General features: G+C 38.5%; 18 protein-coding genes and 1 riboswitch. Of the genes, 4 read left to right on the forward strand and 14 right to left on the reverse strand.

The genetic code is table 11. From position 1 onward, the window contains the following. The first annotated feature begins 52 nt into the window (after positions 1–52). Positions 53–1,174: an FAD:protein FMN transferase gene (locus tag JOS54_RS05475; protein ID WP_203244616.1), complete on the forward strand. Its 1,122-nt coding sequence runs from the start codon at positions 53–55 to the stop codon at positions 1,172–1,174. 51 nt (positions 1,175–1,225) lie between these two features. Here JOS54_RS05475 and JOS54_RS05480 read toward each other — a convergent pair whose 3' ends face one another. The 4 genes from JOS54_RS05480 to JOS54_RS05495 form a co-directional block, all read right to left on the reverse strand. Further along, positions 1,226–3,205, reverse strand: a complete 1,980-nt coding sequence (locus JOS54_RS05480) for an FAD-dependent oxidoreductase (protein ID WP_203244617.1) — start codon at positions 3,203–3,205, stop codon at positions 1,226–1,228. A gap of 98 nt (positions 3,206–3,303) precedes the next feature. After that, positions 3,304–4,659: an MATE family efflux transporter gene (locus tag JOS54_RS05485; protein ID WP_203244618.1), complete on the reverse strand. Its 1,356-nt coding sequence runs from the start codon at positions 4,657–4,659 to the stop codon at positions 3,304–3,306. A gap of 21 nt (positions 4,660–4,680) precedes the next feature. Then, positions 4,681–5,961, reverse strand: a complete 1,281-nt coding sequence (locus tag JOS54_RS05490) for a glucose-6-phosphate isomerase (RefSeq protein ID WP_203245788.1) — start codon at positions 5,959–5,961, stop codon at positions 4,681–4,683. Then, positions 5,961–6,329, reverse strand: a complete 369-nt coding sequence (locus JOS54_RS05495) for a CvfD/Ygs/GSP13 family RNA-binding post-transcriptional regulator (protein WP_203244619.1) — start codon at positions 6,327–6,329, stop codon at positions 5,961–5,963. The genes JOS54_RS05490 and JOS54_RS05495 overlap by 1 nt, the downstream gene beginning before the upstream one ends. 108 nt (positions 6,330–6,437) lie before the next feature. Here JOS54_RS05495 and JOS54_RS05500 point away from each other — a divergent pair, with 108 nt between their 5' ends. Continuing rightward, positions 6,438–6,740, forward strand: coding sequence for a NifU family protein (locus JOS54_RS05500; RefSeq protein ID WP_203244620.1), 303 nt, complete (start codon positions 6,438–6,440; stop codon positions 6,738–6,740). Between the two features lie 60 nt (positions 6,741–6,800). Here JOS54_RS05500 and JOS54_RS05505 read toward each other — a convergent pair whose 3' ends face one another. Beyond that, a complete protein-coding gene (locus JOS54_RS05505) occupies positions 6,801–7,946 on the reverse strand; it encodes an AI-2E family transporter (protein WP_203244621.1) in 1,146 nt (381 codons plus the stop codon). A gap of 77 nt (positions 7,947–8,023) precedes the next feature. Continuing rightward, a riboswitch (SAM riboswitch) is annotated at positions 8,024–8,110 on the forward strand. Positions 8,111–8,172: 62 nt separating this feature from the next. On the opposite strand from JOS54_RS05505, the gene metK reads away from it, so the two are divergent. Beyond that, positions 8,173–9,267: a methionine adenosyltransferase gene (gene metK / locus JOS54_RS05510; RefSeq protein WP_203244622.1), complete on the forward strand. Its 1,095-nt coding sequence runs from the start codon at positions 8,173–8,175 to the stop codon at positions 9,265–9,267. Between the two features lie 176 nt (positions 9,268–9,443). Here metK and JOS54_RS05515 read toward each other — a convergent pair whose 3' ends face one another. From JOS54_RS05515 to JOS54_RS05535, 5 genes are all read right to left on the reverse strand, one after another. Further along, positions 9,444–11,291 (reverse strand): flavocytochrome c, encoded by a 1,848-nt coding sequence (locus JOS54_RS05515; protein WP_203244623.1) that lies wholly within the window; start codon positions 11,289–11,291, stop codon positions 9,444–9,446. Positions 11,292–11,392: 101 nt separating this feature from the next. Continuing rightward, on the reverse strand, positions 11,393–14,119 hold the full coding sequence (gene ileS, locus JOS54_RS05520; RefSeq protein ID WP_203244624.1) for an isoleucine--tRNA ligase: 2,727 nt from the start codon (positions 14,117–14,119) through the stop codon (positions 11,393–11,395). A gap of 222 nt (positions 14,120–14,341) precedes the next feature. Continuing rightward, positions 14,342–14,809 carry a hypothetical protein gene (locus JOS54_RS05525; RefSeq protein ID WP_203244625.1) on the reverse strand — a complete coding sequence of 156 codons (468 nt, stop codon included), beginning with the start codon at positions 14,807–14,809 and terminating at the stop codon, positions 14,342–14,344. 11 nt (positions 14,810–14,820) lie between these two features. Further along, positions 14,821–15,558: a YlmH/Sll1252 family protein gene (locus JOS54_RS05530; protein WP_238928384.1), complete on the reverse strand. Its 738-nt coding sequence runs from the start codon at positions 15,556–15,558 to the stop codon at positions 14,821–14,823. Then, positions 15,548–15,955 carry a cell division protein SepF gene (locus tag JOS54_RS05535; protein ID WP_203244627.1) on the reverse strand — a complete coding sequence of 136 codons (408 nt, stop codon included), beginning with the start codon at positions 15,953–15,955 and terminating at the stop codon, positions 15,548–15,550. The genes JOS54_RS05530 and JOS54_RS05535 overlap by 11 nt, the downstream gene beginning before the upstream one ends. Before the next feature lie 94 nt (positions 15,956–16,049). On the opposite strand from JOS54_RS05535, the gene JOS54_RS05540 reads away from it, so the two are divergent. After that, entirely contained in the window at positions 16,050–16,379 is a 330-nt protein-coding gene (locus tag JOS54_RS05540) for a hypothetical protein (protein WP_203244628.1), read from the forward strand. Between the two features lie 64 nt (positions 16,380–16,443). Here JOS54_RS05540 and JOS54_RS05545 read toward each other — a convergent pair whose 3' ends face one another. The 4 genes from JOS54_RS05545 to JOS54_RS05560 are packed head-to-tail and all read right to left on the reverse strand — an operon-like array spanning position 16,444 to position 20,885. Continuing rightward, positions 16,444–17,382, reverse strand: a complete 939-nt coding sequence (locus tag JOS54_RS05545) for an ATP-binding cassette domain-containing protein (protein WP_203244629.1) — start codon at positions 17,380–17,382, stop codon at positions 16,444–16,446. Next, entirely contained in the window at positions 17,375–18,484 is a 1,110-nt protein-coding gene (locus tag JOS54_RS05550) for an ABC transporter ATP-binding protein (RefSeq protein WP_203244630.1), read from the reverse strand. The genes JOS54_RS05545 and JOS54_RS05550 overlap by 8 nt, the downstream gene beginning before the upstream one ends. Positions 18,485–18,495: 11 nt before the next feature. Continuing rightward, entirely contained in the window at positions 18,496–19,413 is a 918-nt protein-coding gene (gene oppC / locus JOS54_RS05555) for an oligopeptide ABC transporter permease OppC (RefSeq protein WP_203244631.1), read from the reverse strand. After that, the gene (locus JOS54_RS05560; protein ID WP_203244632.1) at positions 19,413–20,885 is read right to left on the reverse strand and encodes an ABC transporter permease; all 1,473 of its coding nucleotides are present in this window, start codon (positions 20,883–20,885) and stop codon (positions 19,413–19,415) included. The genes oppC and JOS54_RS05560 overlap by 1 nt, the downstream gene beginning before the upstream one ends. Positions 20,886–20,986: the final 101 nt, after the last annotated feature.

The following is a 20,986-nucleotide window of genomic DNA, read 5'->3' on the forward strand; positions in this document are numbered from 1 at the left end:
ACATTTCAACTTTTTGAATGTTGTCTTTCAAAATATGATACACTGATTGCGTATGAAAAAAATTTCTAAAAAAATGCTTATCGCCCTCTTAAGTGTCACCCTGTTCAGTGCTTGTTCCGAAACAAAAATCACAAGCTACAAAAATGTCAGCTATGACTCCGGTTTTGATACCTCGTATGCTTATCTTGAAAATACCAAGAAAACGGAAGCAGAGGCTAAGAAAAATTTCATTGAAAGCAGCAAGCTTCTAAAACATTACAATGAACTCTTCGATATTTATCGTAGCTATAGTGGTATCCATAATCTAAAAACCATCAATGACCAAGCTGGTAAAAAACCGGTTCAAGTTGAACAAGAAATCATTGATTTATTAAAAGAAGCGAAGAAGATGTACGACTTATCCAAGGGTGAATTTGATGTTACCATGGGGGCTACTTTAAAACTTTGGCATCAATACCGAGAAGAAGGAATGGCTCTTAATCAGAAAAAGAAAAGGGGCAATCTGCCAAGTAAAGCTGAATTAGAAGCAACGAAGTCCCATCGTGGTTGGGATAAAATCCAAATTGATGAAGAAAAGAAAACGGTCTTTATCACGGATCCAAAAGTTAGTTTGGATGTTGGTGGTATTGCGAAGGGTTATGCGAGTGAACTGGTAGCGAAAGAATTGGAAAAGCGTGGTGTCCACTCCGGTTATGTGAATGTTGGTAGAAACATTCGTACCATTGGTTCAAAACCAAATAACGAAGCTTGGTCCATTGGTATCACCGATCCGGAAGGTAAACTACCGGGTGGTTTATTAGCTTATAAGAAACAAGGTAATTTCTCCTTTGTGACATCGGGAGATTATGAACGTTATTACATAGCAAGCGATGGTAAAACTTATTCCCATATCATCGATCCAAAAACCTTATTCCCGGCCAATAAATATCGTTCTGTAACCGTATTAACAGCTGACTCCGGTTTGGCTGATGCAATGAGTACAAGCTTATTTACTCTAAGCATTGAAGATGGAAAGAAACTAATTGAAAAAATCAAACAAGAAAGCGGACAAGAAATAAATGCAGTTTGGGTTATGAACCCCGATAAAGTTCAAGATAAGAATTACACCATGGTAGACCAATACGCGATTTCTTATACCGATGGATTAAAAGACCAATTAACTTTCAACCAATAAAAAAGATGCTCTCGTAGAGAACCGTTCCCTACTCAAGCATCTTTTTTCTTCTTACTTATGATCAGCCACTAAGGTATCCGATACAAGCTTACCAAAGACAACTGTATCCACAACAGCGTTACCGCCTAAGCGGTTTCCACCATGAATACCGCCGGTTACTTCACCGGCCGCGTATAAATTCGCAATCGGCTTCTTCGCTTCATTCAATACACGACCCTTTGTATCAATTGTGATACCACCCATTGTATGATGGATACAAGCTTGCCTGGAAGTCGCAACCCATGGTCCCTTAGTTAGTTTTGTTGTATAAAGTGTTCGACCAAACTCATCTTTTCCAGAATCCACAGAAGCGTTGAATTGATCCACACTAGCCTTTAAGGCAGCCGGATCCATCTTTAACTTCTTAGCCAATTCTTCTAAAGTATCCGCGGATACAACATAACCATTTTCTTCCAGATACTTGAAAGTAAAGCCATCGGCTGAACGCCAATTTGGATCTTTAATATCTTTATAACCGGGTCCATCTGCTGATTCCACAATATAGAACATAGCATCTTTTTGTTTCAAAACATTCAAACAAATTTCATCACGACGACCATCTTCACGAACAAATCTCTTACCTTCTTTATTCACGAAAAGAATTTGGTCTGTTCCCGAAGCTGCACGAGCCGGATATTTCGTTAATTGTCCATCTTTTGTATTTCCTAAGTACAAGAGTTGGATTTGTTCCATATCGGTCAAAGAAGCACCGGCCTCTTTCGCCATCACAATACCATCACCCTGAGAAGAAGAGAAACGATTGGTTGATGCTGTCTTGCTTAAATCTTGCCATTTACCGGACTTGTTATATTCCTGAACCATCTTCGCATTCGCCGCAAAACCGCCTGTTGCTAAAACAACACCGTCTTTCGCTTCGACTTTGAATTCCTTCTTTGTATGATTATCCACAACCACAGCCCCAACAGCCTTACCATCTTTCATAATTAACTTAGAGGCTTTCGCTTCATTGATGAAGCTAATCTTATCTTTTAAGCTATCCAATTGTTTTGCATAAACAGACATAAAGCCTGTTCCCATAGGCATCGTTGAAGTGTGCGTTCTTTGCCATAAAGAACCTGCACCTTGACTAATACTATCCTTGAACGTCATACCCATTTTTTGAATCCAAGCCATACCACCATACGATTGGTAACATAATACTTTCACCAATTCAAGATTAGCGACTTTATCACCATTAATCCAAGTTTGTAAAGCATACCATTCTTTCGTATCAAACAAGCCTTTTTGCCCACTTGATTTATAGGTATTCCATTGCTTTTGAACCTCTGCTTGTAATGCCTTATGGGCTTCATTCACCGGTTTTTCACTAAGTGCTTTTTCAATCGTTGTTTTAACTGTTGCACTCATCTTTACCTTGGATTGCATAGCTGGATCGGGAGCATTATAAATTGCTCCACAGACTAATGTATCGCCACCAATAGCCCCTGCTTTTTCGATAATAACAACTTTTTTACCTTTTTGAGCGGCACCGATGGCCGCCGCCAAACCGGCACCACCGCCACCTAATACAGCCACATCAGCGGAAACATCCTTACGAGCTTCATAATTTACTGTCTTCTTGAAAGAATCCGGGTTTCCGCCGGCATCTTTGATTGCCTTTTCAACCCCACGAACAATCGCCGCTGAAGTAATCGTTGCCCCTGTCACATTATCCACTTTTAAGCTTTGATTTTTTACAATCTCTTGGGGAATCAATTCCACTGGGGCAACACCGCCTGCTCGCATCACTTGACCTTTACTATCTTTCAATTCACCACCAATACCAGGTGTTTCCGAGTGCTTTGTTACTTTAACACTCTTAATCCTTGTTTCATCTACTTCTACCGAGACTTCAACCTTATCATTCATACCCATTTCACTAACGGTATACGTGCCGGCTTTCATCTTTGAAGAAGTAGTGCTACCCTTTGAACAACCAAACATGGACGTCGCAAGTAGTACAGATAATAAAGTCTTGCTCACTTTCTTCATATCTTGAAACCTCCCATTACTTTCATATTAGTTCATTCTTTCACGAAATGTAACCCCTTTTGTATGAAAAACCAAAAAAAGGAAGATAAACTTCCTTCTTAGCCATAAAAATCTTTTGGAAAGCGGTGAATGGAGCGAAGAATAAATGGAATAGCTAATAAACCACTTACAATTTCCGAAATAGCTTGTGCCGTTTCTAAGCCCCTTAAACCAAGCAAATTGGACAATAAAAGAATCATGGGAATTAAAATGCCGCCACTACGTAGTATCGAAAGAATGGTTGCAATCCCACTTTCACCAATTGCCTGAAACAGCATTGAACCATAAGAGGCTATCGGCATAAACACAAAACTCACACAAAGAAAGCGCAAAGCCACTTTCCCAATCGCCATTACTTCCGCATCATCACGGAATAATCGTACTAATACATCCGCACTAAAGAAAGTAGCCAATGCCAGAACCAGCATCAAAGAAGAAGCGGTCATTAAAGCAAACTTCATTCCCTCTTTTACCCTTGAATAATATTTTGCACCATAGTTAAAAGCCGCTACCGGCTGTAGGCCTTGACCAATACCAATCGCAATGCAGAACATGAAGTTCACCACTCTTGTCGCAATTGAAATCGCCGCTACCGCCGCATCTCCATACAGTGAGGCTGAGCTATTTAAAATCATGGTTGAAATTGAGTTTAATCCCTGCCTTGCTAAAGAAGGTAGACCACAAGTCACAATATTTTTAATATATTCATATTTTCCTTTAAAATAACGAATGTTTAATTTTGATTGGGTTTTGCCTTGGGCAAAGGGAAGAATCAATATAAACAAAGAAATATATTGTGAAATTGTTGTACTTAATCCGGCTCCCGCAATTCCCCTATTCATAATCCGAACGAAAAGATAATCACCGAAGATATTTAAAACAGCACCTGCGGTTAAGCCAAGCATCGCAAAAAAAGCCATTCCTTCATAGCGAAGAATATTATTGCAGACACAAGAAGCAGTAAAAGCCGGCGCCGCAATCAAGATGTACCAACCATAAATTCGGGCATAAGGAAGAATGGTATCCGTAGAACCCATTAGTCGCAACATTGAATCTAAAAACAATACTCCCAAAACAGCACTTAAAACACCAACAAAAATAGAAAGCCAAAAGGAAGTCGCCCCATATTCACGAGCTCCTTCCTTATTTTCACTTCCTAATAAGCGGGAAATATTTGAACCGGCACCGTGGCCAAACATAAAACCGAAGGCCTGTAGAATAGCCATAATAGCTACGACAACACCTGTTGCGGCTGTGGCTGAAGTACCAATCGTACCAACAAAGTAAGTGTCTGCCATATTATAAATATTCGTTACCAACATGGAAATAATCGTCGGTATCGCCAGTGATACAATTAAGCGGTTCACCGGTGTTTGGGTCATGCGGATATATTGACTATTATGTTTTTCACTCATCTATATACCCCACTTTCTACCTTATTTCACCGGCTTACCTAATAAGCGGAACATATTCGCCTTATAAACTTCTACCCCCGGTTGATTAAATGGATTAATATCCATCATATAACAAGTCATAGCCGTTGCTAAGAAGAAGAAATAGCACAAATAACCAAAGCTATAAGCCGACATATCTTCCATAGAAATCACAAGATTAGGAACAGCACCCACTTCCGTATGGGCTTCTAATGTTCCCTGTTCTGCCATCTTATTCACCCAGTCGACGCCTTTGCCGCTTAAATAATTCATACCATCTAAGTTTTGCGCATCGTTTGGAATGAAGACTTCTTCTTGCGGTTGATTCACATGAAGAATTGTTTCAAATAAAATCTTCTTTCCTTCTTGGATAAATTGCCCTAAGGAATGCAAATCGGTCGAGAAGTTAGCGGAATCCGGTAAAATACCCAGACCATTCTTTCCCTCACTTTCACCTAATAACTGCTTCCACCATTCAGCTAACATTGCTAATTGTGGTTCATAAGCCACAAACAATTCGACATTGTAGCCCTGATTTTGCAAGATACGACGACAAATGGCGTATTGATAAGCTGGATTTTGATGCAAATCAGCTGTGTTTAATTCCTCATAAGCCTTCATTAAACCCGCATAAACTTCATCGATATCAATACCCATAATCGCCATCGGCACTAAGCCAACCGGTGTAATAACAGAGAAACGACCACCAATATCATCTGGAATCACAAAAGTTTCATATCCTTCTTGATGACTTAAAGCCTTTAAAGTTCCACGCACTTTATCGGTTGTCGCAATAATACGTGTTTTACATTCTTCTTTACCATACTTCTTTTCCATGAATTCTTTTAATAAACGAAAAGAAAGAGCTGTTTCGGTTGTTGTTCCCGACTTTGAAATCACATTTAAAACAACCGATTTATTTTCAATGTACTTCATCACTTGGGAAATATACGTTGAAGAAAAGGTATTGCCAATAAAAATAAGCTCTGTCTTATTATCCGAATACAAGCCTTGAATCATTTCAATCGCTGCCCGAGCACCCAGATAAGAACCCCCAATACCACAAACAACTAAAACCTCTGCCTTATCCTTTACCTTCGTTGCCACTTCTTTAATCCGAGAAAGTTCTTCTTGATCGTAATTTTTAGCCCAGTGTACCCAACCCATGAAGTCATTTCCGGCTCCGGTTTGGTTGATAATGGCTTGATGTAATTCACTTACTTTTTCTTGATAAGAAAAAATATCTTCTTTTAAATTTGCATGACCGGTGTCTAATTTCATCATCATTTCATCTCCTTTTTAGCCTCTTCAATCCATTTATCTAACTGAATTTCGATGCTACGAAACCCCCTTCTCATCAGAGGCAAGCTTGGTCTATCGTCCCTCAAACTTACATGGCGTTGGTGAAAGCGTCTTTTTTGAAGAGCCTTTAAGCTTAATTTCACTTGACTATTTTTTTCATCCAAATCAATAATCTTCGCTTTAATAAGCTGACCAACTTCTACATAAGAATGAATATCTTTCACAAAGCCATCGGAAATTTCGGAAATATGGATTAAACCACTTATGTTTTTATCAATTGACACAAAAGCTCCATATGGCTGTAATCCTGTTACTTTTCCTTCTACAACTTGTCCAACTTTATATTCCATTTCTTGCCCCTACCGTTACTAAGTATAGCACAATCCTTAATCACTTCAGTGGACAGTTAAAAAAACTTAATAGTAGGATATAGGTATAAAGAGGAGAAAAAATAACGTATGCCCGATGTTATTGATAAAATTGCGATTCATCCTGAAAGAAAGGAACTTTTAGGAAGAATCCAACACACATTAGATAAGATTAGACCCTACATCCAAGCGGATGGTGGTGATTGTGAATTGGTTGGCTTTGATGATGGTGTTGTTATTGTATCGATGACCGGTGCTTGCCAAGGTTGCGGTATCATCGATGTAACACTGAATGATGGAATTAAAGCCATCTTAATGGATGAAGTTCCTGAAGTCAAAGACGTTAAAATGTTAGAAGCGAATCCTTATAGTCAATTCACTCCATATTACTAAAAAGACTGGTCTTTTTAAGTGAAGCCCAAAAGTTGGACAAACCAATAAAGGAGATTCACTTCATTTTAAGTGGATTTTTTTCTCTTTCAAGCGTTCCGTTGTTTTATTACGTAACAAAACATAAATCACCGAGAATAAAGGAACACCAATAATCATGCCGACGATGCCGAACATAGCACCCCCTGCAATAATGGAAAACATCACCCAAATAGATGGTAAACCAACTGCCGAGCCAAGAATTCTTGGACCAATGATATTGCCGTCCACCTGTTGTAAAATAAAGATGAATAGCCCCAATGTTAAGCCACGCCATGGATTAATTAAGATAATCATAATCGTTAATGGGATGCCACCAATAAATGGTCCAAAAACAGGTATCATATTCGTCACACCGATAATGACTGATACTAGTGGTGCGTATGGAATTCTTAATAGCAAACAGCCCACGTAACAAACAATACCAATAATCAAAGAATCCAAAGCCTTACCGGCAATAAAGTTATTGAAGGTATCAATCACCATACGACAAACACTGAAAAAGCTGGTTGCTCTTGGAAAAGGAACAAGGGAAAAAACAACTTTTCGTAATTGCGATTTCAACTTTTCTTCATCCAAAAGTATATAGAACGCTATGATAATACCAATAAGGAAATCTAATATACCCCGTGCAAAAGAAACGGCTGAATAGTATAACTGACTAATTCCTCCAGCCGTATTTAGGGTTAACCATTTTTGCAGAGATGCTAAGAAAGTTTGTAAGGTAGCGTTAAGATAATTCCAAACCTCATTCAAATTGATTGGTAAACTTTCTAAATAACGATACCCTGACTGCATATATCCCGGAAAGGCATTGGAGAAGGTCTGTACACTAGCGTATAGTTGAGGAATTAAGATAGAGAAGAAACCTATCAGTATCAATAAAAAGATGATGATAGAAATGAAACTGGCGACCATTCTTTTCATTCGTTCTGTCCAACCCATCGGTTTTAGCACATTATATTCGATAATCTTGCGAATTGGATTTAATAAGAAAGCGAATATAAAGCCAAACACAAATGGCATTAAAGCGCGAATGGCACTTGACCATAATTGCATCACAAAGGGAATATATCTAATCGCAAAATAAAATACTATCAATATCATTCCCGAAATCGTTAGCGATAAAATCTGTTCTCGTGTTTCCGGTTTTATATTTTTCCAATTCATAAGCACTCCTTCTTGCTTATTATAGCGTAGAACACTTTATTTGACAGTCCTTTTTTTGCATGCTATAAAGTGAAGGTCTTTTATCAAGAATGAGGGAGAGAGTCAGTTCTAGGAACTCATGCCAACCTGCAAACGCAAGGTGGTACAGCTGACAACGATGAAGAAGGAGAAATCCCCGGAAGCTCTTCCACTACTCGTATAAGACATAGGAAAGGAGCTTTTTATTGTGGCAAAATATTATTTTACATCTGAATCGGTTACTTCTGGACATTCGGATAAAATCTGTGATTTAATTGCGGACTCTATTCTTGATGCGGCTTTAGCACAAGATCCCAAATCCCACATGGCTGTGGAAGCGACCATCAAAGACGATACCATCTTTGTTTATGGAGAAGCTTTCACCGGCGCAAAGATTGATTATGAAGGCATTGCCAAGAAAGTCTTAAAAGACATTGGTTATCCGGAGGAATACCATGTGATTTTAAAAGTTAATAAACAATCCGCAGAAATTAACTCCGCTGTTAATCATGAGGAATATAGTGCCGGTGACCAAGGCATTATGTTTGGCTTTGCGTCGGATGAAACGAAATCTTATATGCCTTTTGCGATTGATTGTGCCCATATGTTAGCGAAACGTCTCGAACAAGTTCGTCGAGAAAATCCAACTTTACTAGGTCCGGATGGGAAAACGCAGGTAACTGTTGAGTATGAAGATGGTGAGTTAAAGCGAATTGAAACTATTGTTATTTCAAGCCAACATAGCCAAAGCATCTGTCAAGAAGAATTGAAAAAACTTATTCATGAGCAAGTTATTGTTCCTGTTGTCAAACCTGAATTGATAGATGAAAATACGAAATTCTTAATCAACCCATCCGGTTCCTTTGTTGTCGGGGGCTCTTGGGGAGATTCAGGAACGACGGGTCGAAAGATTGTTGTGGATACTTATGGTGGTTATGCGCCAATTGGCGGTGGTTGTTTCTCATCCAAAGATCCAACGAAAGTAGACCGTAGCGCCGCATATTATGCTCGTTATGTTTGTCGCAATCTTGTCGCAAATGGTTTAGCTAAGAAATGCCAAATTGAATTGTCCTATGCAATTGGTGAACCAAATCCTATTTCTATCAATGTGAATAGCTTTGGTACATCTGCTTACAGCGATAAAGAACTAGAAGCTATTGTACAAAAAAACTTTAACTTCTCGGTAAAAAATATGATTCAAGAATTAGACCTTGAAAGACCTATCTATACCCAAACCACCAATTATGGTCACTTTGGTAAACCTTATCTCCCCTGGGAACAATTTAAAAAAATCAGCCTCTAGTGAGGCTTTTTAAGTACTTCATTCTTAGTAGTGAACTGTTCAAACTTTCCATCTTCAATTAAATTAAAATCAGCCACTAATGTATCAATTTTCATTGGTAGTCAGAATCTTTCGCTTCACCTTCCAATTCCGGCAATACCATTTAAAAAAGTCAGCTTTCACTGACTTTTCAATTCTTATTTAACATTATTAGCTGCATTTGTTCCGGCAATACGTCCGAAAATAACGAAGTCAGCTACCGCATTACCACCTAAACGGTTAGCCCCATGCACCCCACCAGTTACTTCACCGGCAGCGAATAAGTTCGCAATGGTTTTTCCTTCTTTATTCAATACTTCAGCCTTTTCATTGATTTGGATACCGCCCATTGTGTGGTGTACACCGGGGCTTACTTTAATTGCATAGTATGGTGCTTTATTTAAAGGATTTGTAAAACTTGTACGATTGAATTCCGGATCCTTCTTATTGGCAACATAACCATTCCATGTCTTTAAGGTGTTCGCTAAATTTACTTCATCAGCACCAATCACTTTTGCTAATTCTTCTGCACTCTTACCGGTCTTGGTGTAACCTTTCTTGATATAGCCGGCAATAACACTGGATTTATCTACCATAGCCTGATCCACAACCAACCATGCAAAACCGCCCGGTTGCTTCAATTCAGCTTGTGATACCGCATCACGTGTACCAACTTCATCAAAGAAACGCTTACCTTCTGAATTTACTAAGATAGCTCCATCACCACGAAGACCTTCTGTAATCAAAGATTTTGATTCATATTCAACCGTTGGATGAATTTGAATTTGGTTCATGTCCACTGTATTAGCCCCAATGGCTTCTGCCATCTTAATACCATCACCTGTGATACCGGATGTATTGGTTGTTGCCATACTCTTTAATTCAGGTTTTAACTTTACAACCATTTCTGCGTTACCCGCAAAACCTCCCGTTGTTAAAACAACCGATTTCGCATTGACTGTATAACCATCCGCTTTAACCCCAACAGCCTTGCCATCCTTCACTAATATTTCCTTTACTGCCGCTTCATAAATAATCTTCACACCCAGTTCTTCCGCTTTCTTTTGCAGAATTGGAACTAAATAAGAACCAACCGCAATTGTCTTACCTTCCGCATTCACCGGCTTATGGATTCTCTTAACACTAGCACCACCGAAAGAGCCAACTTGCGATAAATCAGCCCCATTTTCTTTTAACCAATCAATGGCTGAAGCACTATTTTTAGTCAATGTTTCTACTAAAGTACGATTATTCAAATTCTTACCACCAATCATAGTATCTAAGACGAATAAATCGACAGAGTCAAAATAACCGCTTGGATTCTTTTTGTATTCCGTGTATTGTGTTTTCACTTTATCTGCCAAAGGTTTTAATTCCGGATACTTTTCAGCATTCTTCAATGTCTTTTCAATACCGGAACCTTCAACAAACTTATTTTTATCTTGAAGTTTTGTTTTGGCTGCGTTCATACCACCTGTAGATAAAGTACTGTTACCACCCGCAATGGCTTTCTTTTCTAAAACAACCACGTTCTTTCCGGCTTGTTTCGCTGTAATAGCGGCGGTTAACCCGGCCCCGCCGGCACCAACAACGACCACATCCGTGTTTAATGTTTCTTCTTTCTTTTTTTCCTTCTTAATAGCTTTCTTTAAAGCATTTACATCAGCACCGGAAGACTTAATCGCCGCTTCCGTAGCCGATAAAATAGCTTTACTTGTTAAAGTAGCACCCGAAACACTATCGACAGCCAAAGATTGATTCTTCACGATTTCTTCGGGAATCTTCTTCAAAGCAGTCGATGCAATCTCCTTTGTTTCTTCTTGCTTGGTAATCTTAACAGTTTCAATCTTCTTTTCGCTTAAAGTCACTTCAACTGCCACATCACCATTTCTGCCCTTAGCACTACCTGTATAAGTACCGGCTTTAAAACTTAAACTAGACTTTGGTGAACAAGCACTCAAAACCAAAGTAAAAGCTAACAAGATAACTGACAAAAACTTTTTCATTATTTATCCCCCTTATCAGCAGTACTATCATACCATAGAAACCTATTAAACTAATGGTCTATATAAAGAAAAATCACTAGTGAAACACTAGCGATTTTATCCTATCGAATGATTTTAAAAGTTTCCATCACTTGATGACAACGGGGACATAAACCATTCTCATCCACCTGTTCATCATAATTCCAACAACGAGGGCATTTTTGACCACTTGCCTTTAGAACTTCAACCCTTTGTTCTCCCACATTCAATTCCACTTGGCTGACAATCAGCCATTGGGCTAAAGAAGAGCCTAAATTCCTTTCCAATAAGCTCTTGTTTTCTTTGCTAAGAGTTAAAACAAGCTTCGCTTCTTGTGAAGAAGCCACTATTTTTTCATGACGAGCTTCTTCAATTGCTTTGGTGACTAATGAACGCAAATCGAATAAACGATTGATTTCTTCTCGTAATTCTATTTCTTGCCCATAATTTTGAACCTTTGGGAATTCTTCATAATGAACCGATTCTTTTCCTAAATGGGAGAAATGGATCCAAATTTCTTCCGTCGTATAGACTAAGAATGGTGCCCATAACTTCACTAAAGCATCCACACAAGTCCAGTATACCGTTTGAACTTGGCGACGGCGTTTATCTTCTTTTGCGGACACATACAGAATATCTTTTGTGAAATCACAATAATAAGAAGAAAGCACATTCACCATGAAATACATTAATTCCTTATTCACAGCTAAGTAATTGTATTCTTCGACATCCTTACGGACTTGCTTCACAAGATCATTTAGCAACACAAGAACTTGTTGATCAACCTTTTCTAGTTGCTCAAAAGCGACTAAATCTTTGCTTGGATTAAAATCATCACGCGAAATATTTCCTAACAAGAAACGGAAAGTATTACGAATTTTACGATATTGTTCAGAAGTTTGTTTGATATTACTATCCCCTAACTTCAAATCTTCTTTAAAGTCGGAAGTCATTGCCCAAAGACGAAATACGTCGGCTCCATTCACCTTAATAATATCCAATGGATTGACAACATTACCAAGTGATTTTGACATCTTTTCACCTTTTGAATCCACCACATAGCCATGGCTTAACACTTCTTTATAAGGGGCTCTACCATTTACAGCTGTTGAAACAATCAAGGATGAGTTAAACCAACCGCGGTATTGATCTGAACCCTCAAAATACAAGTCACATGGATAATCATAGCCACGTGCACTTAGTTCATTCCAAGAAGAACCCGAGTCAAACCAAACGTCCATAATATCTTTTTCTTTACTAAACAAACCATTTGGTGAAGCTGGATTCGTATATCCTTCCGGCAATAAATCTTGTGCTTGTTTTTCAAACCAAATATTCGATCCAAACTCATCTACTAAATGAGCGATATGCTCAAAAACTTCTTTTTCCATAATTGGACTACCATCTTCATTGTAGAGGATGGGAATGGGAACTCCCCATAGACGTTGACGCGAAATACACCAATCTCCACGGTCAGCAATCATATTATGCATTCGCTTTTGACCAAAGGAATTGTGCCATTTAATTTCTTCATCAATTTCTTTTAAAGCTTGTGTGCGAACTTTATCAATCGAACAGAACCACTGCTTGACAGCTCTAAAAATGACTTTCTTCTTTAAACGGTCATCGTGCGGATACGAGTGGGTGATATTTTCTACAGCCAATAAGAATTTTTTTTCATTCATATCATGAAGAATAGCCTTCGAGCAATCTTCAAAGAACATGCCTTCATATTTACCTGCTTCTTCATTCATGTATCCACGTGCATTGACCGAACAAATTGGCGCAATACCATACTTTTGACAAACCAAATAGTCATCCAAACCATGACCGCCTGCGGTATGAACAACCCCTGTACCATCTTCATCGGTCACATGGTTTCCTAACAAACAAGGACAATCTTTCTCTAAGACCACATGATGATAGGTAATATTTTCTAATTCACGACCTTTAAAGGTTCTTAAAATACCTTTATTTTCTAATTGAAATTTGGCTAATAATTTCTCAACAAACTTTTCTAAAAGCACTAGTTTACCAGCATCGGTTAATACCTGTGCATACACTAAATCAGGATGCACCGCTACGGCTTCATTAGAAGGAATGGTCCAGGGGGTTGTTGTCCAGATAACGAAGTTATCCTCTTCATCTAAAACACCTTTCCCATCCGCAATTGGAAACTTCAAATAAATCGTCGTGTCTTTGACATCTTTATAGATAATTTCCGAATCCGCTACGGCTGTTTCATTAAAAGGCGACCAATACACCGGCTTTAAGCCTTGGAAAATCATTCCCTTTAAAGCCATATTCGCAAAGCTGCGAATTTGGCGACCTTCAAATTCTTTTTGTAAGCTAATATATGGGTGATCATAATCGGCAATTTGTCCCAAACGCTTTTCCGTTTCCATTTGGCTTGCCATTTGACCATGGGCAAACTCTTCGCACTTACGACGGAATTCAGTGGCTGAAATTGACTTACGATCCACACCCAATTTCTGAATCGCATTTTCGATTGGTAAACCATGGGTATCCCAACCCGGAAAGAATGGTGTGTAATAACCAAGCATCGCATGACTTCTCACAATAAAATCCTTGATGGAACGATTCATCGCTGTTCCGGCGTGTAAGTTACCATTCGCATAAGGAGGACCATCATGCAATACAAAAGATGGCTGTCCTTCATGTTGCTTTAGGATACTTTCATAATGCTTCTTATCTTCCCAATTCTTTAAAATAGCTGGTTCCTTCTTCGCCAAATTTCCTCTCATTTCAAAATCTGTTTTTGGCATATTTAGAGTTTCTTTGTAATCCATTGTGACCTCCTTTACAAAAGAAAACGTCCTTATCTTCTAAGGACGTTATAAAACGCGGTACCACCTTAGTTTATAGTCAAAGACCATACCCTTCATTTTTCCTTAACGCAGAATCACGTTTACTCCCGGGTGATATCCATTTCTTGTCTTCTTGCCTTTTTCCAGCAAGCAAAGGCTCTCTATATTTCCGACAAGTTGGCTTGTCCTGTTCATCGTAATCACTTATTCAAAATACTTTAGCCATTCTTGATCCGGTAAATCAGGAAGCTTAAACGCATCCAATTCCTTATTGATTTGCGCTAATTGTTCTTTCATTTCCTTCTTCACAATGCCCGCATCTTCGTATAGAACGGTTAATTGTCTTAGAACAGAATGAGCATTCGCCAGCGTTTCTTGAATCATCATGTCCGCATTTTCATGAGCGGTATTGATAATCTTCGTTGCTTCATTGAGGGCTAACGACTTAATTTGGTTGGCTTGAACTTCCGCTTCTTGATTTTTATTTTGTAGAAGTGCTAATTCTTGACGCAATCGATCATTCTCCATTTGAAGTTCAACCATACTATTTTGGTACAACTCCAATTTTCGTGTCAGCACAGATAAACTAGCTTCCATTTCTTCCATTTTTGCGTCAACCGCAAAACGATCATAACCATTTTTGGTTTTTCGAAATCTTGCTCGCTGAACCATGGATTCTCCTTTCAGATATATTGCTTCATATGCGCAACCAGACGACCGCTTTTCGTCCGCCGAATTATCTCAATAAATTGAAATCTTCCACAGCCACGTATAGAAATCGTAGTCCCATTATGGCACAATTTACCGGCATCTTCAATCATTTCATGATTTACCGATACTTGTCCGGCTTGAATTTGGTGCTTCGCTTTTTCCCGTGATGTTTTCATCAATGCAGATACCATCGCATCAATTCGATAACTAGCCACAATCACTTCAAACTCACGAAAAGCTCTTTCATAAACAGGATAATCCGTTAGTCTTTCCCAATGAATACGCAACTGATTCACTTGCGTGAGATGTTGCTCAAAAAAGGAAACCATGTCTTCACTTGTGTAAAGATAAATCGCATCGTTTTCTATCCAGAAATCACCAAAGGAACTTCTTTCCACTTGTAAGCTCATCAGTGCTCCTAAAACATCCTTATGACCAATCTTACGAAATCTTTGGTCAATCTTTGCTTTTAGGCAAACAATATCAGAAAAGCCATCCTCTCCCATTGGTGAGAAGATGACTTTTTTCTTCATGGCACCTTTGTATCCACCAAAGTAATAAAGACAACTACTCTCAGGAAATAAAGGTAATAGCTTTGTTTGTTCAGCTTCCTCTAAAAAGTTTGAACAGATACAAGTATTCCATAATTCACTTTTTAACTGTAAGTCACGCAAATGAGCTACTAAGGTATCAAAATCCCTAGTCTTCATCACTGTTTAAATTGATAGCGCCTTCTACCGGAACATTCTTTGGTGTGCATAAAATCACATTATGCCCAATTTTTTGAATAGAGCCATCCACAGCATAAACAACACCGGTTAAGAAATCAATCATGCGTTGCGCTGCATCCCTTGGTAACTTATGTAAATTAACAACCGCTGCACGACGTTCTTTCAAATGTTTGCCAACCTCTTCCGCTTGGCTAAAATCACGGGGTTCAAATAATACCACTTGCGTATCACCTGCTACTTTCTTTATATTCGACTTCGTTGTTTCATAACTGCTCACCGGCGAAATGGTTTCCATTTCTTGTGTATTGACTTCTAAAGCATCTTCGTCTTCTTCATCAATTGGAGCAATCCAGTTCTTTAATTTATCAAAACCCATATCTATACCTCTTTTATCTCTTTTCAAATTATATCAGTTTTTCTTTCTGAATACACTTTTCATTCTTGTTTTTTTCTTTTATAATACCACTAACATGTTAAAAGCCTATCGCAACTTAAATACTTGGATCTGGGTTGGTCTAGCTATTTTAGTAGCTTTCATTTCCCTTTTCTTTCAAAAAACACTCCTGCATTTTATCAATACCCTAGCCATGGTTGGCTTCATTTACTTTGCGATTGGAATTTTCCGTCTTTCTTGGATTAAAGGGGATTATGCCTTTCTAAGTTATCGAAAGCTCAAACACCATGATTTTAAAACCTACCGAGAAAATATCATCGAAAGAAGAAAAGATATTCCCAATACCATTTTTTACGCTTCTTTTGTTGTATTAGTTCTTTGTGTAGTCTTGCATTTATTTTACTGATACCGGTTCCTAGAACCATTTTTTATTGATTGGATGGAAGAAAAGACTTAAGCTCGCTTAAGTCTTATTTTAATTCCTTACGATACGCTTTCATTTCCGCTTCATTTGCCCAAATAAAATGACCGGGCTTGATTTCTTGGAAACTTGGTTTATCCGTATCATAATGGTGGGCATCAATGGAATAAGAAGGAACCATCTTGTTCTTTTCAATTTGCGGATCGGGAATTGGTACAGCCGCCAGTAATGATTGCGTATATGGATGCAATGGATTACGGAACAATTCATTCGTTTCCGCCAATTCAACAATACGACCTAAATGAATAACCCCAATACGATCGGAGATAAAGCGAACCACCGATAAGTCATGGGCAATAAAGACGGTTGTTAAGTTTCTTTCCTTTTGAAGCCTCTTCAATAAATTTAAAACTTGGGCACGAATGGACACATCCAACGCTGAAATAGGCTCATCGGCTATTAACAATTCCGGTTCCATAATAATAGCACGTGCAATACCAATACGTTGACGTTGACCACCTGAGAATTCATGTGGATAACGAGATAAATGTTCCTCTAAAAGACCCACTTCCATAAGAGCATCGATCACTTTCTTACGACGTTCTTCCTCATCTTTGTATAGATGGAAATTCGATAGTCCTTCAGAAACAATATAATCTACCGTTGCCCTTTCATTTAAAGAAGCGGCCGGATCTTGGAAAACCATTTGGATTTTCTTAACAACTTCACGATCCAATTCTTTTGAAATTTTACCGGAAATTTTCTTACCTTCAAAAATAACTTCACCATCGCTTAATGGATTAATACGAATTAAAGCACGGGCAACGGTTGTCTTACCGGAACCCGATTCACCCACAAGCGAAAAGGTTTCACCTCGATAAACATCAAAGTTCACATCCTTAACCGCCACAAACTTATTATGTCCAGAACCAAAGGTAACTTCTAAATTCTTGGCTGAAATCAATACTTCTTTATCTGTCTTAGCCATGATAGATACCTCCTTCTCCTAATGTATTTAATAAACGTTCATGCAAGTTGCGAATCGCTTCCGGTTTTTCCACCTTTGGTGCTCGCGGATCCATTAACCAAGTCTTCGCCAAATGGGTATTCGTTACCGCAAACATGGGTGGTTCTTGTTCAAAATCAATCTTCATCGCATATGGATTACGTGGCGCAAAGGCATCCCCTTTAATCTCTTCAAATAGACTTGGAGGGGTTCCGGTAATGGCGTATAAATCTTGACCTTTAATCCCTAACTGAGGTAAAGAGCTTAATAATGCCCACGTATATGGATGTTTTGGATCATAGAAGATTTCTTCTACCGTACCATATTCCACAATTTGACCAGCATACATAACGGCAACCTTATCCGCTACATTCGCCACCACCCCTAAGTCGTGGGTAATATAAACTGTTGTGAAGTGGTATTCAGCCGATAAATCCTTAATCAATTTAATGATTTGAGCTTGAATTGTAACATCCAAAGCCGTTGTTGGCTCATCACAGATTAAAATCTTGGGATGACAAGCCAAGGCAATCGCAATAACGATACGCTGACGCATCCCCCCGGAATATTGGAAAGGATATTCATCAAAGCGTTTCTCGGCATTATTAATACCAACTTTCTTCATCAAGCTAACCGCTTCAACACGCGCCTCACTGATGGATTTACCTTGGTGCCTCATGATGACTTCCGTAATTTGGGAACCAATGGAACGAATAGGATTTAAAGAGGTCATCGGATCTTGGAAAATAGTCGCAATCTTTTTACCACGAATGGCTTCCCATTCCTTATCATTCTTATTATCCAATAGATTTTTTCCCTCAAACACAATGCGTCCTTGAGGAATAAAACCATTAGCTTCTAACATACCTGTAAACGTCTTTGTGAAAACCGACTTACCGGAGCCGGATTCACCCACAATCGCTAAAGTTTCACCATCGTATAAATCAATCGAAACATTACGAATGGCGGTTAAGATACGTTCACGAACATGAAACTTAACGATAATATCCCGAGCACTTAAGACCGCTTCCTTACTCCCATTTTTATCTAAAGAAGCGTCTAAATTCATTTTCATCTCTGACATGATTTCCCTCCTTACATATGGGTTCTTGGATCAGAAGCATCCGCTAAAGTCTGTCCAACGATATAAAGCGATACGGAAATAATCGCCGACATGAAGACAGGAATCCAGAATAGATACGCTGCTGATGTCATAAAAGTCGAATATTTTGAAATCAATTGTCCTAAAGAAACGTCGTTTGCACTTAAACCAATGCCTAAGAAAGATAAGAACACCTCATAGGAAATATAGTTTGGCACATCACGAGAAACTTGTGTCACAATAACCGATACCAAATAAGGTAAAATATTATGACGAATAATCTTTGGGGTTGATGTTCCTAAACAGCGGGAAGCCAAGTTGTATTCACGGTCACGAATCATCATAACTTGAATACGGATAGAGTACGCCGTTCCTAACCAAGAAGTAACGGTTAAAGCAAAAATCAATTGCCAGAAACCTTGCCCGATAACATACATCAAGACCATAACCACTAACGTGAATGGAACATTAGCAATAACATTATAAAGCTCTAACATGAAGACATCTAATTTCTTGGAATATCCCCAAAAAGCACCAACCACAACACCAACAACGTTTGTGATAATGGTCGCAATAATCGCTAAGTTTAAAGATGTCCTTGTTCCTAACCAAACGGAATCAAATAAGGAATCGCCAACGGTATCCGTTCCAAACCAGAAAGTCGCATTCGGTTTAATAAAACGTCTGGAAAAGTCATTAACATGTGGCTTCAACGCTGGATTAAAGCCTGAAATAGATGGATAAATAATTGCCATTAATATAACAATTAAGGACAACACTAAGAAGAAAATAGCAGTCTTACTAGAAAAGAATTTACGGGAAACTGATTTCCAATAAGAGTAATGAGGACTAGCAATATGTTCGGATGCTTCTGAATCAATATCCACAAATGTAAATAATTCATCATTCATTATCGGCTTTCTCCTTTCGAGGTTAATTGAATACGAGGGTCAACAACCGTTACCAATAAGTCACCTAACAATAATGAGATAATCGATAATGTTGTCAAGATAAAGGTAATCGCAATAACCATTGGGTTATTGTATGCCTTAATCGCATCCGGCAGCATCTTACCCATGCCCGGAATCGCAAAGACAGTTTCTGTAATCACCGCCCCGGAAATTGTTAAAATAACTGCAGCCGGAATACCATTCACTAGGGGAATTGAAGCATTGCGTAAAATATGTTTACGGAAGATTTCTCTTTGCGATAAACCCTTCGCTCTTGCGAACTTAACATAATCAGAACTTGCCTGATCCAACATAAATCTGCGCATCCACATCATAATACCACCCGTAGACATCAAGCCTAAAATTAAGACCGGTATAATATACGAACGAATATTATGGGCACCCAAAGTTGGAAATTTATCTGGCAAACCAATCTTCAAACCAATGAATTGAACAAAGTAAATGAAGGCAAGAGATGGTACTGCCGACATAACATTGATATAAACGGTGCCTAATTTATCTTGCCATTTATCCTTATGCGAAGCCATAGTCATACCCGCCGGAATACCAATGAGATAGGTAATAATTAAGGCAATAATACCCATCATCATGGAAGTTGCAATCATAGAAGGATCCGCATGTAAATTGTCACAATTCGCATAGTTATCCAAGAAACGACCTTTATCTAAATCATCCATCGTACTCGTTGCTTTATATTTACAAGCATGCAACTGTAAAGCACTATTGGCTTTCTTACCTGTTTCAAAAGTAATTGGTAATGGCTTACTAGAGCCCTGTGTTTGCGTCAATACATCTTTGACATCCACACCACCAAAAGTCGGATAAGAAACCCCAAAGTTCAAACCAATAAAGTTTTGATGAATGAAAGGGAATTTATCATCGAAATAAAGAAGATATTTATGAACCGTTCCCGATCCTTTAATGGCCGGTAAGCCATTATAGTCATTTTCAATATAAAATTTTCTTTCTAAATTCGGATTTTGATCATCCGAAACACGCCATGGATGATCCACTTCAATTAAATGCCCAAACCAATTTTTAACCAAGTCTAAAATACTATACTCCTTTGTTGCATAGTATAGTCCTGTACGATAAGTCTTAACGGTATAACCCTTATTTTTTAATTCATCAAACGCAACTTTGGCTTCTTTCGAGTTTGTGACCATACAGCCATCTCCCTTACCTCGACAAATATCACCTTGTTCCTTGAAATCTAAATAACCCAAACGTTGATACACGCTATTCATATAGCGGGTTTTGGAATCTTCATCATTTAACTTCACCCATGTTGGATCTTGTTGGAAGATCTTCGAGCGATCGATTTGGGTATACACCAGTGTTAGTGCGATAATCACAACCGCAACAATGGAGAATACCGAGCGAATCAATCTTCCTATAACATAACGGCTCATAATCTCACCCTTTCTTATATCTGTTATAGTTTATCATAACCTTAAGTCATTTTCACGTCATTTATGACATTTTTTTCAAAACAATTTATGAAAACTTTTTC

It is taken from the genome of Bulleidia sp. zg-1006 (assembly GCF_016812035.1).
Lineage (GTDB): Bacteria > Bacillota_I > Bacilli_A > Erysipelotrichales > Erysipelotrichaceae > Bulleidia.